A 16,374-nucleotide genomic window follows, 5' to 3' on the forward strand; every position below is an offset into this window, starting at 1 on the left:
GTTCTGGGGGACTATCGCGAAAAACGCGCGAGCGCCACCCCCGACCCGCCACCCGTCGCCACATCCTTCACAATCCAGGGATTTTCGCTGCGTGGGCCTTACCGGCGCGGTGGTTGGCGGCAAATCTGTCCGTTCGTGGGGGTGGCACTCGCGCGTTTTTCGCGATAGTCCCCCAGAACCGTTGGCTTTGCCGAAATCATCGCATCCATTGGAGGTCGTGGGATACCGACGTCTGGCACAGGCCTGTTGTGGCTGATCCTTCTGCTCCCGTTCGCGGGGAGCCTCGCCGCCGCGCTGTTGCGGCCGGGCGCGCGTACCGCCGCCGCATCGATCGCCGGGGTAACGGCGCTCGCGGGCACCATCCTGGTGGGGCTGCTGTATCCTGCGCTGGCGGGCGGCGGCCTGCTCGAAAGCCGTGTCGAATGGCTGCCCTCGCTCGGCCTGAACCTCGTGCTTCGGCTCGACGGCCTGTCCTGGGTGTTCGCGATGATGGTGCTGGCGATCGGCTTCCTCGTCGTCCTCTACGCCCGCTATTACATGTCGCCGGAAGACCCGGTCCCGCGCTTCTTCTCCTTCCTGCTTGCTTTCATGGGCGCGATGCTCGGCCTCGTCCTGTCGGGCAACCTCGTCCAGCTGGCCTTCTTCTGGGAAATGACCAGCCTCGTCTCGTTCCTGCTGATCGGCTATTGGCACCAGAATGAAAGCGCGCGCACCGCGGCGCGGATGGCGTTGCTCGTCACCGCGACGGGCGGGCTGTGCCTGCTGATCGGCGTGGTGCTGATCGGCAAGATCGTCGGCAGCTACGATCTGCAGGTGGTCCTTTCCGCCGGCGAGACGATCAAGGCGCATCCGCTGTACAAGCCGGTGCTGATCCTCATCCTCATCGGCGCCTTCAGCAAGAGCGCGCAATTCCCGTTCCACTTTTGGCTGCCGCACGCCATGGCCGCCCCGACGCCGGTGTCCGCCTATCTCCACTCGGCGACGATGGTGAAGGCCGGCATCTTCGTCATGATGCGGCTGTGGCCGGTGCTGGCCGGCACCGACACCTGGTATTTCGTCGTCACGCTCACCGGCATCGCGACGCTGATGATCGGCGCCTGGGCGGCGATCTTCCAGCAGGATCTGAAGGGGCTGCTCGCCTATTCGACGATCAGCCACCTCGGCATCATCACGCTGCTGCTGGGGATCGGCAGCCCGCTCGCGCTGGTCGCCGCGATCTTCCACACGCTGAACCATGCGACCTTCAAGGCATCGCTGTTCATGGCCGCCGGCATCATCGATCATGAGGCGGGTACGCGTGACCTGAGGAAGCTGAGCGGCCTCTACCGCTTCATGCCGATCACCGCGACGCTTGCGATGGTCGCGGCCGCGGCGATGGCCGGCGTGCCGCTGCTCAACGGGTTCCTGTCGAAGGAAATGCTGCTCGCCGAGGCGCTGGAGGATTACAACGACACCTGGCTCGATCAGGCGTTGCCCTATCTCGTCACGGTCGCGCTGATCTTCAGCGTGCTCTATTCGGTGCGCTTCATCCACAAGACGTTCTTCGGCCCGCCGCCGCAGCTCGATCGTGTCCCGCACGAGGCGCCGCGCTGGATGCGCGTGCCGATCGAGGTGCTGGTGCTCGCCTGCCTCCTCATCGGGATCGTCCCGGCGATCACCATCGGCCCGGTGCTCTCGCTCGCCGCCGCTTCGGTGCTCGGTGAACGCATGCCGGTGTACAGCCTGGCGATCTGGCACGGGTTCAACTTCCCGCTGTTCCTGAGCGTGGTGGCGATGGTGCTCGGCACCTTTGCTTATGTGATCTTCGCCCGCCGCCTGAACGCGATGAGCGCGCCGCCGCTCGTCGGCCTGCTCAAGGGCCGCCGCATGTTCGATGCCGCGCTCTACTGGCTCGTCACCGGCGCCCGCTGGGTCCTGCCGCGCGCGGGAACCAGCCGGCTGCAGCCGCAATTGCGCATCCTCGTCTCGGTCGCCTGCCTTGCGGGCGTGCTCCCCTTCCTCAGCCACGGCTATTCGCTGGGTACGCGGCTCGGCACCGTGCTGGATCCGGGCTTTGGCATGTTGTGGGTGATCGGCGCGGTGCTCGCCATCGCCGGCGCCTGGCAGGCGAAATACCATCGCCTCGCTGCGGTGGTGCTGGTGTCGGGCGTCGGCATGATCAGCTGCATCAGCTTCGTCTGGCTTTCCGCCCCCGATCTCGCGCTCACGCAGCTGCTGGTCGAGACGGTGACGACGGTGCTGCTGCTGCTGGGCCTGCGCTGGCTGCCGCAGCGCCTGCCCGACGTCTGGCCCGAACATCATACGCCGTCCCGCGTACGCTTCCGCCGCGGGCGCGATCTCCTGCTCGCGGTGCTGGCCGGCGCTGGCATGGCGCTCATCTCCTATGCCGTGATGACCCGCCCGCTGCCGGCGACCATCTCGCGCTACTTTGTGGAGCAATCCTATGTCGCGGCGGGTGGCCGCAATGTCGTGAACGTCATCCTCGTCGATTTCCGCGCCTTTGATACCTTTGGCGAGATCACCGTGCTGGCGATCGTCGCGCTGACCGTCTTCTCGCTGCTGCGCCGCTTCCGCCCGGCTGGCGAAAGCGTCGGCCTGCCCAAGCAGCAATTGCGGCAGGACGCCTATGACGACGCGGGCGAGGGCCGGGAACGCGGTGACACGCTCTCCGACTATCTGCTCGCGCCGCGCGTGATCATCGAATGGCTGTTCCCGGTCATCATCGTGTTCGCGCTCTACCTGCTGATCCGCGGGCATGACCTGCCGGGCGGCGGTTTTGCCGCCGGCGTCACCATGTCGATCGCGCTGGTGCTGCAATATATCGCGTCGGGCACCCGCCATGTGGAGGCGCGGCTCCGGGTCCGGCCGATCAACTGGATGGCGATCGGCCTGCTCGGCGCGGCCGGGACGGGGGCGGGCGCGATGCTGTTCGACCGGCCGTTCCTCACCTCCTGGTTCCGCTATCTGGACCTGCCGGTGATCGGCAAGGTGCCGGCGGCGACCGCGCTGCTGTTCGACCTTGGCGTCTATCTGCTGGTGGTCGGCGCCACCGGCGTCATCCTGATCGCGATCGCACACCAGTCGATCCGCACCCCCGTGCGGCGCAAGAGCCCGCCGGTCGATCCCGCGCCGGAGCACGTCTGATGGAGCTTGTTCTCGCCCTTGGCATCGGTGTCCTCACCTCGTCGGGTGTGTGGCTGATTCTTCGCCCGCGCACCTTCCAGGTGATCCTTGGCCTGTCGCTCCTGTCCTATGCGGTGAACCTGTTCATCTACGCGATGGGCCGGCTGAAGGTGGATGCCCCGCCGATCGTCGGCGCCATCGCCGGGGATGCCAGCGGCTATGATGATCCGCTGCCCCAGGCGCTGGTGCTGACCGCGATCGTCATCTCTTTCGCGATGACGGCGCTGCTGCTCGTCGTCCTGCTCGCCTCGCGCGGCATCACCGGGACCGACCATGTCGACGGGGACGACGGCGAATGACGGTGGACTGGGCACGTCATCTTATCATCGCTCCCGTGCTGCTGCCGATGGTGGCGGCGGCGATCATCCTGCTGCTGAAGGAGCAGCGCGTGGTGGCAAAGCGCGTGATCGCGCTCGGCACCGCCGCTGCCTTGCTGGGCGTCTCGATCGCGCTCCTCATGCAGGTCGCCTCCGCCGGCTTCGCCGGGCAGCGTGCGACCGTCGCCTATCTGGTCGGCAACTGGCCCGCGCCGGTCGGCATCGTGCTGGTGCTCGACTGGCTGTCCGCGCTGATGCTGGTGCTTACCAGCACCCTCGGCCTCACGTCGCTGATCTATGCCACCGCGCGCTGGGACCGCGCCGGGCCGCGCTTCCACGCCTTGTTCCTGTTCCAGCTGATGGGGCTGAACGGCGCCTTCCTGACCGGCGACCTGTTCAACCTGTTCGTGTTCTTCGAGGTCCTGCTGGCGGCGTCCTTCGGCCTGCTGCTGCACGGATCGGGCAAGGCGCGCATCAAGGCCGCGCTGCATTATGTCGCGATCAACGTGGCGACCTCGCTGCTGTTCCTGATCGGCGCGGCGATGGTCTATGGCGTCACCGGCACGCTCAACATGGCCGATCTGACGCTGCGCATCCGCGCCGTCGGCCCGGAGAATCTCGCGCTGCTGCAAAGCGGCATGGCGATCCTCGGCATCGCCTTCCTGGTGAAGGCGGGCATGTACCCGCTCGGCTTCTGGCTGCCGCGCACCTATGCCGCCGCCGCGCCGCCGGTCGCGGCGCTGTTCGCGATCCTCAGCAAGGTCGGCATCTACGCGCTGCTGCGCGTCTATCTCCTGCTGTTCGGCATTCAGGGCGGCAACTTCGGTGAGGAATGGCTGCTGTTCGGCGGCATGGCGACGATCGCCTTCGGCATGATCGGCGTGCTGGCGGTCCGCACGCTGACGCGCATCGCCGGCTATTCGCTGATCGTCTCGGCCGGCACGCTGCTCGCCGCGGTCGGCGCCGGGGAGGGCGACGTCCTTGCCGGCGCGCTGTTCTATCTGGTCAGCTCGACGCTCGGCATCAGCGCCTTCTACCTGCTGATCGAATTGATCGACCGGCGTGACATGGGGCCGCTCGCCGTGGGGGAGCCGGTGTTCGACGATGAATATGCCGGCCCGCCCGACGAACGCGAGACGGAGGTCGGCGTCGTGATCCCGGCGACGCTGGCGATCATCGGCGGCGGCTTCGCCTTCTGTGCGCTGCTGATCGCCGGGCTTCCGCCGCTGTCGGGCTTCATCGCCAAGTTCGCGATGATCGACGGCCTGCTGAACCTGGGTGAAAAGGTCGCGCCTGCCACCTGGGTGCTGATCGCGCTGATGATCGGCTCGGGCTTGGCCACGCTGATCTCCACCAGCCGTGCGGGCATCGACCTCATCTGGGGCCCGTCGGACATGCCGCAGCCTGCGCTGCGCGTCAGCGAGGCGGTGCCGGTCGGCCTGCTGCTCGTCGTCTGCCTCGGCCTCATGGTCTTCGCGGGGCCGGTGATGCGCTACATGGAGCGCGCGGGCCAGTCGCTCGGCGATCGACAGGGCTATGTCCAAGCCGTGCTCGGTGCCTCGCGCATCGCCGCGCAGGAGGGGCGGCCATGATCCGCCGCCTGCTCCCGCATCCGCTCCTCGCGCTGGCGCTGCTGGGCATCTGGCTGATGCTCACCCAGTCGGTGTCGCCCGGGCAGATCCTGCTCGGCGCGGCCGCCGCGCTGCTCGCTACGCACGCCTTTGCCGCGCTCTACGCCGGCCCGCCCATCCGGGTGAACCTTCGCCCGCTGCCGCGGCTCTTCGGCCATGTCGCGGTCGATATCCTGCGCTCCAACCTAGCGGTGGCGGCGATCATCGTCTCGCGCCGGCGCGACCGGGTGGCCGATTTCATCACCATCCCCATCTCGCTCACCAACCGGCAGGCAATCGCCTGCCTCGCGCTGATCGTCACCGCGACGCCGGGTACCCTGTGGGTCGACTTCGATCGCCGCCGCGGCACCTTGCTGCTCCACGTGCTCGACCTGGTGGACGAGGAAAGCTGGATCCAGCTGATCAAGGGCCGGTATGAATCGCTGCTGATGGAGATCTTTGAACGGTGACGATGATCGTCCTCGCCCTCGCCATCACGGCTGCGCAGGTCATGCTCGGCGCGGCGATGATGTGTGCAGCCTATCGCATGGCCATGGGGCCGCGCGCGCAGGATCGCGTGCTGGGGCTCGACACCTTTTTCACCAATGCGATGCTGCTGCTGCTCACCTTCGGCATCCAGACGGGGCGCACCTTGTACTTCGAATCCGCCATCACGATCGCGCTCCTCGGCTTCGTCGGCACCGTTGCCTTGTCCAAATTCCTGATGCGCGGCGAGGTGATCGAATGATCCAGGCACCGGACCTTCCCGGCTGGGCAGCGCTGCTCGTCGGTCTGCTCGTGCTCGCCGGCGCGGGCGTCACGCTGATCGGGTCGATCGGCCTGCTGCGGCTCAATTCCTTCTTTGACCGCGTCCACGCGCCGACGCTCGGCGCCAGCCTCGGGATGCTGCTGATCGTCAGCGCCTCGATCGTCTGCTTCTCGGTCCTGCGCACCCGCCCGTCGATTCACGAGCTGCTCGTCGTCTTGTTCCTGACCTGCACCGCGCCGGCCGCCTTCATGCTCCTCGCCCGCTCCGCGCTCTATCGCACGCGCGCGGAAAAACAGGGGAGCGCGGTCGATCTGGCGCACGATCGCGACGCCCCCGACCGGCGCGATTAAACGCTGGCCAGGGCTTGTCCGGTCCTGCGCCATCCGAGGCCGATCATCGCCGCAGGCAGGCCGCCGCCGCGCGCTACGGGGCCGTTCGCGACCCCAGCACATGGCGCACCTTCCGCGCCAGCGCCTCGCGCGTATAGGGCTTCGACAACAGCTCCACGCCCGGGTCCAGCCGTCCGTGATGGACGATCGCATTCTCGGTATAGCCGGACGTGAACAGTACCGCGATTTCCGGCAACCGCTCCTTCGCCTTGCGCGCCAGCTCCGGACTGCGCAGCGGCCCCGGCATCACCACGTCGGTGAACAGCAGGTCGATCGGGATGCCGCTGTCGACGACGCTGAGCGCGCTCAGCGCGTCGCGTGACTTCAGCACGCGATAGCCAAGCTCGGTCAGCAGCGCGACGGTGGTCTCGCGCACCTCGTCGTCGTCCTCAACCACCAGCACGGTTTCCGACCCCCCGCGTGCCGGCCCCGCGCTGATCTCGGTGACGATATCCTCATCCTCGGCCGATCGCGGCAGGTACAGGCGGATCGTCGTTCCTTCGTCCACCTCGCTGTAGATCTTCACGTGGCCGCCGCTCTGCTTGACGAGGCCATGGACCATCGACAGCCCCAGCCCGGTGCCCTTGCCCTCCGGCTTGGTGCTGAAGAATGGCTCGAACACCTGGTCGATCAGCTCGCGGGGGATGCCGCTACCGGTATCGGTCACCGCGATCATCACATATTGGCCGGGATTCACGTCCTCATGCTGGCGGCAATATTCGTCATCGAGGAAGGCGTTGCTCGCCTCGATCGTCAGCCGCCCGCCGTTCGCCATCGCATCGCGTGCGTTGATCGCGAGGTTCAGGATCGCATTCTCGATCTGGCTCGGGTCGATCAGCGTGTTCCACAGCCCCCCGGCGACGATCGTCTCGATTTCAACGTCCTCGCCGATCGACCGCCGCAGCAGGTCGTCCATGCTGCGCACCAGCCGCCCGAGGTTGATGACCTTGGGTTCCAGCGGCTGCCGCCGGCCGAAGGCGAGCAATTGCGAGGCAAGCTTGGCGCCGCGGGTGACGCCCGCCATGGCATTCTCGACGCGCTTTTCCGCACGCGGGTTCCCCACCACATCGCGGGTGAGCAATTGCAGATTGCCGCTGATCACCTGCAGCAGATTGTTGAAATCGTGCGCCACCCCGCCGGTCAACTTGCCCAGCGCTTCCAGCTTCTGCGCCTGTTGCAGTGCGCGCTCCATCGTCGCGCGTTCGGCCGCCTCATGGTGCAGCTTCTCCAGCGCGGCGCGCAGTTCTTCGGTGCGCTCAGCGACGCGATGCTCCAGCGTCTCGTTCAGCTGGTGCAGCTGGTCCTCGGCGCGCTTCTGGTGAGTCGCGTCATAACCGTCGACGAAGATGCCGGTGACGCGCCCGTCCTCGCCGCGGATCGGCTGGTAGACGACGTGGACGAACCGCTCCTCGGGCGCAGCCCCCGGCTGCCGTTCGACGATCACCGGCACGTTGCGGCCGATATAGGGCTCACCGGTGGAATAGACGTGGTCGAGCCGCTCGAAATAGCCCTGGCCGGCGATCTCCGGCAGCGCCTCGCGCGCCGACAGGCCGATCAGGTCACGATGGCCGACCAGCTGCAGATAGGCGTTGTTCACCAGCTCGAACCGGTGATCGGGCCCGGTCACGATGCACATGAAGCTGGGCGCCTGACGGAACAGGTCGCGCACCCGGTCGCGCTCGCGCGTGCGCGCCTCGAGCGCGTCGGCGCTCGCCAGACCGGAGGCGATCTGCCCGCCCAGCAGGTCGAGGAAGCTCAGATATTGGTCGCTCGCCGGGCGATAGGGGTTGAGCCCGACCACCAGCGCGCCGCGCGGCCGGTGCCCGACCTGCGCACCCAGCGGAACGATCGCGATGCGCGACGGGGAACGGTCCCAATTGCCGGTCGGCAGGTCGCCGGGCGGCGCATCCTCGACCAGGATCGCGTTGTTGTCGGATAAGCGGTCAAGCGACCAGCACTCTGCCGACGTCAGCGGATGATCGGCCGCGATCCCGGCATGGGCCGCCATCTGCGGCGCACCGTCTTCGCCAAACAGATAGACGATGCTGAACGGCAGGTCCGAACGGTTATGCGCAAGGCCGGTCTGCACCGCCTCCACCACTTGCGTGCGGCCCTGCGCCGCGGCGAGGCCGGAGGCGAGCTCACGCAGCGATTCGAGCCGGCGCTCGCTGATGACGCGATCGGTCTCCTCCGACACCGCGCAGAACACGCCCTCCACCGCACCCGTGTCGCCGATCAGCGGGCTGTAGGAGAAGGTGTGGTAGGTCTCCTCGCGATAGCCGTTGCGTTCCAGCACCAGCAGCAGCGCGCGGTCCCAGGTCGACTGGCCCTGCTCGTAGACGGTCGCCAGACGATCCTTGATGTCGTCCCAGATCTCCGCCCACAGGATCCGCGTCGGGGTGCCCAGCGACTGCGGATGCTTGTTGCCCAGCGTCGGGCGATAGGCGTCGTTGTAGAAGAAATGGATGTCGGAGCCCCAGCCGAGCCACATCTCGAACCGCGACGTCAGCAGCAGGCGAAGCGCCACCTTCAGCGCGTTTGGCCAACAGTCGGGATCGCCAAGCGTCGTGGCGGACCAGTCATGGGCGCGCATCAGCCGCGCCATTTCACTGTCGCCTACGAAGATGTCACTGTAGAGCTCATGCTCGATACTGCGGATCGTCAATGTCATGGGCCCCGGTTGCGGATCGCGTGCGAGTAACGCCAACGATCCGCGCAGGCTATAGTCCAATCCGTTAAATGGTTACCGGTTGTCAGGCGCTTGGCCACGATTTCAACCGGCGTTCCAGCACCGTCAGTGGCATCGCCCCGCCTTGCAGCACGAAGTCATGGAAGGCGCGAAGGTCAAAGCCCGGCCGCTTGCTGGCCTCGTCGCGCAGCCGGGTGAAGGTCGTATGACCGATCATGTAGCTGCAGGCCTGCGCTGGCATCACGATATACCGGTCCACTTCCTTGGCAGCGCCATCGCGTGTCATCGAGCTATGCTCGGTCAGATAGTCGATCGCCCGCTCGCGATCCCACCCACGGCTGTGGATGCCGGTATCGACGACCAGCCGCGCAGCGCGGAACAGATGGCTTTGCAGATAGCCGATCTTCCCGGTGGGATCATCGTCATACATGCCCAGTTCGTCCGCGACCTGCTCCGCATACAGGCCCCAGCCTTCACGAAAGCCGTTGAAGAACCAGGTGCGGCGATACAGCGGCAGCTCGCCGGCCTCGAGCTGAAGCGCGATGTCGAACAAATGCCCAGGCGCCGCTTCATGAAAGGCGAGCGTCGGCAGCGTATAGCGCGGCCAGTCGCTGATCGATTGCAGGTTGATGAAGAAGACGCCCGGCCGGCTGCCATCGGCGGCGCCGGGGTAGGCGACACCGAACGGATTGCCGTCTTCCATCTCCCGCGCCATCCGGCGGATTTCATACCCGTTCTTGGGTAGCTGCCCGAATGCCTCGGGCAGCTTCTTCTTCACGCGGTCCAGCCGGTCATTCAGGTACGCGATGATCGCCGCGCGCCCCTCCTCCGTATCCGGAAATGCCTGGTCGGATGTGACGGCCAGCGCGCTGGTGCGTTGCTTCATGCTGCCACTCGCCATTCCCTGGCTTTTCAGCAGAGCGTCAATCTGCGTCGAGAGCGTGGCGACCTGCGCCACGCCGAATGCGTGGATCGCGTCGGCCGTCATGTCCGTCGTCGTATGCATGCGCAGGCAGGCTTCGTAATAGGCAGCGCCGTTGGGCAATCGGCCTACGCCCACGCCCGCCTTGGCGCCGTCCGCTCCCCGCGGCAGCACGGCCTGCAACGCCGCGATCTGGCGCGTCAGCGCGGGCCGTATGCCATCCGCCACGATTGTCTGTGCTCGCGCGCCATAGCCGGCCAGCTTTAGTGCGGAGGCCTTGGTCTCGATCGCGGTGACCAGCCCGTCCTTGGCAGGATCAGCGTCCCGAGCCGCCGTCAGGATGGCAATCAACTGCGCCACGATCACGCGCGGCGCGATCGCGCCGGCCGCCGCATTGCGCGTGATCTGCGCGCTCTCGCCGTCGATCAGCCCCGGTATCAGCGCCAGCCGGGTAAGATAGGCCTCTGCATCGTCACGGCTGGTGACCGGATGGAAGTCGCGGAGCAACAGCGTGCTGTTCTGATAGGCGGATTCCAGCGGCGTCGGCCCATAGGGGCCGCTGCCGGCGTGATAGGCAAAGCTGTTCAGCGCGTGCTGCGCCTCCAGGTCGAAAAGCGATACCTCGCGTTCCAGCCGGTGCTCATCGGAAAGATCAGTGTCCGGCATGGCCTGAAGCTCGCGAAGATGTTTCGCCGTCGTCCGCCTCGCCCGGTCAAGTCCACTCAACGAACTTTCACTGAACCGGCTGCGCAATGATGCCCGTTCTCCAGTATCAATCCCGAAGAAGGTCGCCATTTCGGGATTTAGCGTCAGCCGTTCTTCAAACTGGCGGGTCAGCAGGTTTGGAATGGCCGTGCTGGTCGTCCTGGTGCGCGCGGCGGCAGGAAATGCGATGAGCATCGTTCCCGCCGCGGCCGATGTGATAAGCGACCGGCGTGTATATCCCTGCGTCAATGCATTCCCCCGTTACCATCTTTTGCTTGCCTACATCCTTGTCAGCAATGGGGCCGGGGGTCCAGCAACACAAAGTGTGATTGTCGTAGGCGGGGGCGCTGTTACGCTGCTTTGTCACTGATCTGGATCATCCCGGTTGTGCGGGGGGATCGAAAGCGGCGGCGCGTGGCTGCACGCGACAAGTCTCTTTCACCCGCCGCCCGATGATGACATCGCTGGCGGCATGCAGTTCGTCATGTCCGATCTCGCGCCGCGCGACCGCTACAAGATCCTGGTGTCCACCGTCACGCCGCGGCCGATCGCCTGGGTCACCACGCGCGGGCGCAACGGCGTGGTGAACGCCGCGCCCTACAGCTTCTTCAACGCGATGGGCGATGATCCGCCGCTCGTCGTGCTGGGGCTGCTGAAGGACGCGTCGGGCGCGAACAAGGACACCGCGACCAACATCTTCGACACCGGTGAATTCGTCATCAACCTGGTGTGCGAGGCGGATGCCGAGGCGATGAACCTCTCCTGCGTCGATGCGCCGCGCAATGTCAGCGAGATCGATTATGCCGGCATCGCGACGCGTCCCGCCAGCCGGGTGACACCGCCGCTGATCGCCAGCGCGCCGGTCAGCTTCGAATGCGTCCGGCGCGAGATGCTGGAGATCGGCCCGCGCCAGGTGATCGCCGTGGGCGAGGTGGTGGTCGCGCATGTCCAGGACGCCTTCGTCACTGATCGCGAACGCCTCCATCTCGATACGGCCGCCATGGGGCTGATCGGCCGCGTCCATGGCACCGGCACCTATCTGCGCAACAGCGACACCTTCACCATGAAGCGCCCCGCCTTTGACCCGGATCGCGCGGCAGCCGCCGCGGCGCGACGGGGCGAATGACCCGGCCGATCAGTCGGATCGACCTCAACCTCCTCGGCGTGTTCGAGGCGATCTATTCGCGCGGGGGCGTGACCGCGGCGGCGCGGCACCTGCACCTGACGCAATCGGCGATCAGCCACTCGCTGGCCAAGCTGCGGGTCGCCTTTGATGACGAGCTTTTCGTGCGCTTCGGCAATGCCATGGTGCCGACCGCGCTCGCGCGCGCAATCATCGGTCCCGTGCGCGACGCGCTGGGCATGGTGGAACAGGCGCTGGTCGCCGCCGCGCGTTTCGATCCCGCCACCACGCAGCGCAGCTTTCGCATCGGGCTGCGCCAGGCGAACGAGGCGCGCTTCTTTGCCGATCTCGTTTCGCGCGCACTGGCACAGGCGCCCGGCGCGACGCTGGTCAGCGTCAATTTCCGGCGCAGCGAGATCGCCGCCGCGCTGGCGCATGGCGAGCTGGACATGGCGATCGACGTGCCAAGCGCGGCGATCGACGGCCTGCTTGCCGAGCCGCTGCGCACCGATACGATGGTCGTCGCGGCACGGCGCGGTCACCCGGCGATCGACGGCGCGATCGATCTCGCGACCTATCTTGCCTGCGACCACGTCCACGCCTCGCCCCGCTCAACCGGGCTGGGGCTCGAGGATCAGGCGCTGGCCACCAAAGGCCTGTCGCGCACCGTGCGCGTCCGCTGCCAGAACATCTGGTCGGCATGGCAGACGGTGGCGCGCAGCGACATGATCCTGACCCTGCTCGATGCCCATGCCCGTGCGCTGAGGCCGGTCGCTGACCACCAGGTACTGCCGCTGCCGTTCCGGATCGCGGCATGGCCGCTCCAGCTGCTCTGGCACGAAAGTGCCGCGCGGGACCCGGGCAATGCCTGGCTGCGGGCGCTGGTGCAGGAAACCTTTGCCGGCAGCACGCCATGAATGGTGCTCATGTGCGTGATCGACAAACGTCATTTCGCGCATGATCCGCGCTGCGCTAGCCTTGGCGCCAATCATCAAGAGAGGCTTGCGTCCCCCGTGTCCAACATCTTCACCATTCCCGAGCTTGACGATCTGCGCATGTCCGAGGGCGCCCGGCCGCTCTTTGAGGCGGTCAAGCGCCACATTCGCGAAAACGTCGATCCGATCATGGAGGAATATGTCCGCCTTGGCGAAGGCCGCGAGGACCGCTGGAGCTTCGCGCCGGGCCAGCTCGAATTGCTCGAAGGCGCCAAGGAGAAGGCAAAGGCCGCCGGCCTGTGGAACTTCTTCCTTCCCAATGCCGAAACGGGCGAGGGGCTGTCGAACCTCGACTATGCCTATATCGCCGCCGAACTCGGCAAGTCGCCGCTCGCCTCGGAATCGCTCAACTGCTCGGCCCCCGACACCGGCAACATGGAAGTGCTTGAGCGTGTCGGCACCCCCCAACAGAAGAAGCAGTGGCTGGAGCCGCTGCTCGCCGGTGAGATCCGCTCCGCCTATGCGATGACCGAGCCCGATGTCGCCTCGTCGGATGCCAAGAACGTCCGCTGCCAGGCGGTGCTCGAAAATGGCGAATGGGTCATCAATGGCGAGAAATATTACATCTCGGGCGCCGGCGATCCGCGCTGCAAGGTGATGATCACCATGGTCCGCACCAGCGAGGATGGGCCAAGCTCGCAGCAGCAGTCGCAAATCCTCGTGCCGATCGACACCCCCGGCGTCGAAATCCTCGGGCCGATGCACGTCTTTGGCGCGGATCACGCGCCGCGCGGCCACATGCACATCCGCTTCAACAACGTGCGCGTGCCGGAGGAGAACATCCTGCTCGGCGTCGGCCGCGGGTTCGAGATCTCGCAGGTCCGCCTCGGGCCGGGCCGCATCCATCACTGCATGCGTACCATCGGCAAGGCGGAAATCGCGCTCGACCTGATGGTGAAGCGTGGCAATTCGCGCGAGGCATTCGGTCGCTCGCTCATCATGCTGGGCAAGAACCTCGAACTCGTCAGCCGCGCGCGGATCGAGATTGAGGCGATGCGCCTGATGGTGCTGAAGGCGGCCAAGGCAATGGACGTGCTTGGCAACCGCGAGGCGCGCGTCTGGGTCAGCATGGTGAAGGCGATGGTGCCGGAAAAGACCTGCCAGATCATCGACCAGGCGATCCAGATCCATGGCGCGACCGGCGTGTCGAAATGGACCCCGCTCGCCGAGCTTTACGCCGACGTGCGCCACCTGCGCTTCGCCGACGGCCCGGATGAGGTTCACCACATGGTCGTCGGTCGCAACGAACTGGCGCTGCACTGATCCGATCAGGAAACCGGGGCAGGGGCGCTGGCGGTCAGAACCGCCGGCGCAGCTGCACGGTCACTTCGCGCGGGGCGATCGGATAACCGATCGTCCCCACGCTGCCGCTATTGTAGCGGCGATCGGTCAGGTTCGTCGCGGCGATCATCACGCCCCAGTCCCGCCAGTCGATCCCGGCCTGCACATTGACCGTTTCGGCGTTGGTCACGCGGTGCTGCGGCTCGTTGCACAAGGCGATGTTATAGTCGGACGCGCCGCTCACATCGCCGCCCACACGCCATTGCGCGTCGCCGATCGGCCGGGTCAGCGCGGCGCGCAGCTGATAGCGGAACGACGGGGTGAACCGCAGGTCGAGCTGGCGCTCATCGGCAACGAACGCGCCGCACCCCGGGCTTGAGGCCAGGCGCGTGAAGCGGTCCGCCAGCGTCGCGATCCACCCGCCGATCTCCAGCCCCGGCAACGGGTTCGCCGCCCATTCGACCTCCAGCCCCTGAATCCGCGCATCGCCGACATTCTGGCGAAAGATCTCCGGCGGCCCCGCCGTCACGCGCGACGCGGAAAAGGCGATGTCGATATAATCGTTGATGAAATAGCCGGCGTTCACCCGCAGCCGCCGGTTGAACCAGTCGGATTTCACCCCGGCTTCATAGGTCCACACCGTCTCCGGCGCGATCGCGCCCTGCCGGTCCAGCGCGAAGCTGATGTTGCGCGCCCGCCCATCGAAACTGCCGCTGCGGAACCCCTTCGCCACGGAGGCATAGAGCAGCGCGCTGTCGCCTCCCTCGCTCCCCAGCCGATAATCGACCGCAATGCGCGGCGACACGTCGGTCCACCGCTGCGCAATCCGCCGCTGCGCCGCGCGCCCATCGGGCAGCACCAGCACGGTGTCGGGTGCGGTCAGGAAGCGCGCCGCGTAGCGCTTGCGCTCATCGGTATAGCGCAAGCCAGCGGTCACATGCGCGCGCGGATCGAGCGCGACCGTCATTGATCCGAACGCCGAATAGCTGTCAGTATCGAGCCGCGGCTCATAGGGCGACCAATTGCCGCTCGTCCCCGCCCCGCGCGATGGCGCGTTGAAGAAATCACCGTTGCGGAACCGCGCATCCGACCGCGCGGGCGTCGCCAGGCTGACGGCGGTCAGCTGGTCATTATGCTCGTGGAAATAATAGGCGCCGGCGACCCATTCAGCACGCTCGCCGAGCGCCGATCCGGTCAGCTGCACTTCCTGGCTGACGCTGTGCTGCCGCTGATCCTGCAACAGGATCACGTTGCTGCCGACCCCCGGCGGATTGGCAGTCTGGTCGAACCCGATGCGCGATCGCAGCGCGCGATAGCCGGTGATCGACGACAGCTTCATCCCGCCGCCCAACTGATAATCAGCACGCAGCGACAGCCCGCCGCTGTCGGTGCTGTTCAGCGGATCGGTGTCGGCGGACAGGAAATTGTCGATATCTCCATTCGGCGCAACGAAGCGGTTGGTGATGCGGCCGGGGGCGGCGGGATCGGGTTGGAACCGCTGCGGAAAACGCGGCCCCGATCGATCGCGGGTGAGGTCACCCGTCGCCAGGATCGTCAGCGCGGCATCCGGTTCCCACAGCAAGGATACCCGGCCCCCCAGCACGTCCTGCCCGTTGACCCGCGCGCCATTGATCAGGTTGCGCCCCCAACCGCGCTGGTTGCGCGACAGGCCGGAGACACGAACCGCGACATCGCTGGCCAGCGGCACGTTGATCGCACCGCGCGCGTCCAGCCGGTGGTAACTCCCCAGCGTCACGTCCATCGCGCCGCTCACCGCGTCCAGCGTCGGCCGCTTCATCACCAATTTGATCGCGCCGCCGCTCGTATTGCGGCCGTAGAGCGTCCCCTGCGGGCCGCGCAGCACCTCGATCCGCTCGACATCGATCAGGTCGAGCAGCGATCCCGTCGACCGCGGCAGGATCACGTCGTCGACATAGATGCCGACCGGCGGATCGTTGGTGAAGATCGAATCGCCTTCGCCCACGCCGCGCAGGAACACGAGCGCGCCCGAACTCGTCCCGAAGTTTCGCGCGAGGTACAGGTTGGGCACCGCCGCCCCGATGCGGTCGAGGTTGGCCGCGCCCTCTGCCTCCAGCCGCGCGCCGCTCAGCGCGGTGATCGCGATCGGCACACGCTGCGCCGATTGCTCGCGATGCTGCGCGGTGACGACGATGTCGCCCAGCGGCTCGCCCAGCACCTCGCCACGCGCAACATCCCGCGGGCTTGCTGGTGCAACGGAGTCCGGTGCCACCTGCGCACTGGCCGGCACGGCGGCGAGGCCAGCCGCTATCATCATGACGTTGCGCACATATTCCCCCGACAGCCGGCGCAGCGCGCCAAGCCGGCGCCCGCTATGGAGCGGACGCCACTTGGTCAAGGGGCGGGGGCGAT

The 16,374-nt window shown here is 66.7% G+C and carries 12 protein-coding genes; 9 read left to right on the forward strand and 3 right to left on the reverse strand.

Translation table 11 applies throughout. The annotated features are described in order from the left end of the window. Positions 1-246 precede the first annotated feature (246 nt). From CA236_RS14685 to mnhG, 6 genes are read left to right on the forward strand one after another with little or no spacing between them, the layout of a single operon-like run. Positions 247-3,144, forward strand: a complete 2,898-nt coding sequence (locus CA236_RS14685) for a monovalent cation/H+ antiporter subunit A (RefSeq protein ID WP_206430585.1) — start codon at positions 247-249, stop codon at positions 3,142-3,144. Further along, on the forward strand, positions 3,144-3,482 hold the full coding sequence (locus CA236_RS14690) for a Na+/H+ antiporter subunit C (RefSeq protein WP_046406828.1): 339 nt from the start codon (positions 3,144-3,146) through the stop codon (positions 3,480-3,482). The genes CA236_RS14685 and CA236_RS14690 overlap by 1 nt, the downstream gene beginning before the upstream one ends. Then, positions 3,479-5,092, forward strand: coding sequence for a monovalent cation/H+ antiporter subunit D (locus CA236_RS14695; protein WP_046406826.1), 1,614 nt, complete (start codon positions 3,479-3,481; stop codon positions 5,090-5,092). Before CA236_RS14690 ends, CA236_RS14695 begins: the two co-directional genes overlap by 4 nt. Continuing rightward, on the forward strand, positions 5,089-5,580 hold the full coding sequence (locus CA236_RS14700; protein ID WP_231621817.1) for a Na+/H+ antiporter subunit E: 492 nt from the start codon (positions 5,089-5,091) through the stop codon (positions 5,578-5,580). Before CA236_RS14695 ends, CA236_RS14700 begins: the two co-directional genes overlap by 4 nt. A gap of 2 nt (positions 5,581-5,582) precedes the next feature. Continuing rightward, positions 5,583-5,858, forward strand: coding sequence for a K+/H+ antiporter subunit F (locus CA236_RS14705; RefSeq protein ID WP_206430588.1), 276 nt, complete (start codon positions 5,583-5,585; stop codon positions 5,856-5,858). After that, positions 5,855-6,229, forward strand: coding sequence for a monovalent cation/H(+) antiporter subunit G (mnhG, locus tag CA236_RS14710; protein ID WP_197075289.1), 375 nt, complete (start codon positions 5,855-5,857; stop codon positions 6,227-6,229). The genes CA236_RS14705 and mnhG overlap by 4 nt, the downstream gene beginning before the upstream one ends. A 73-nt stretch (positions 6,230-6,302) precedes the next feature. Here the strand turns inward: mnhG and CA236_RS14715 are convergent, their stop codons facing one another. Next, a complete protein-coding gene (locus CA236_RS14715) occupies positions 6,303-8,939 on the reverse strand; it encodes an ATP-binding protein (RefSeq protein WP_241212683.1) in 2,637 nt (878 codons plus the stop codon). Positions 8,940-9,021: 82 nt separating this feature from the next. Then, a complete protein-coding gene (locus CA236_RS14720) occupies positions 9,022-10,779 on the reverse strand; it encodes a DUF885 family protein (RefSeq protein ID WP_125946151.1) in 1,758 nt (585 codons plus the stop codon). A gap of 289 nt (positions 10,780-11,068) precedes the next feature. Between CA236_RS14720 and CA236_RS14725 the strand changes: the two genes are divergently transcribed. The 3 genes from CA236_RS14725 to CA236_RS14735 all read left to right on the forward strand — a co-directional run bounded on the left by CA236_RS14725 (position 11,069) and on the right by CA236_RS14735 (position 13,965). Then, positions 11,069-11,710, forward strand: a complete 642-nt coding sequence (locus CA236_RS14725; protein ID WP_241212684.1) for a flavin reductase family protein — start codon at positions 11,069-11,071, stop codon at positions 11,708-11,710. Next, complete coding sequence (locus CA236_RS14730) at positions 11,707-12,624, forward strand: LysR family transcriptional regulator (protein ID WP_125946153.1); 918 nt, start codon at positions 11,707-11,709, stop codon at positions 12,622-12,624. The genes CA236_RS14725 and CA236_RS14730 overlap by 4 nt, the downstream gene beginning before the upstream one ends. A gap of 96 nt (positions 12,625-12,720) precedes the next feature. Further along, positions 12,721-13,965, forward strand: coding sequence for an acyl-CoA dehydrogenase family protein (locus CA236_RS14735; RefSeq protein WP_241212685.1), 1,245 nt, complete (start codon positions 12,721-12,723; stop codon positions 13,963-13,965). Positions 13,966-13,999: 34 nt separating this feature from the next. Here the strand turns inward: CA236_RS14735 and CA236_RS14740 are convergent, their stop codons facing one another. Then, entirely contained in the window at positions 14,000-16,360 is a 2,361-nt protein-coding gene (locus CA236_RS14740) for a TonB-dependent receptor (RefSeq protein WP_125946154.1), read from the reverse strand. Positions 16,361-16,374 lie beyond the last annotated feature (14 nt).

The organism is Sphingomonas sp. ABOLG (genome assembly GCF_003950435.1).
Taxonomy (GTDB): Bacteria; Pseudomonadota; Alphaproteobacteria; order Sphingomonadales; family Sphingomonadaceae; genus Sphingomonas; species Sphingomonas panaciterrae.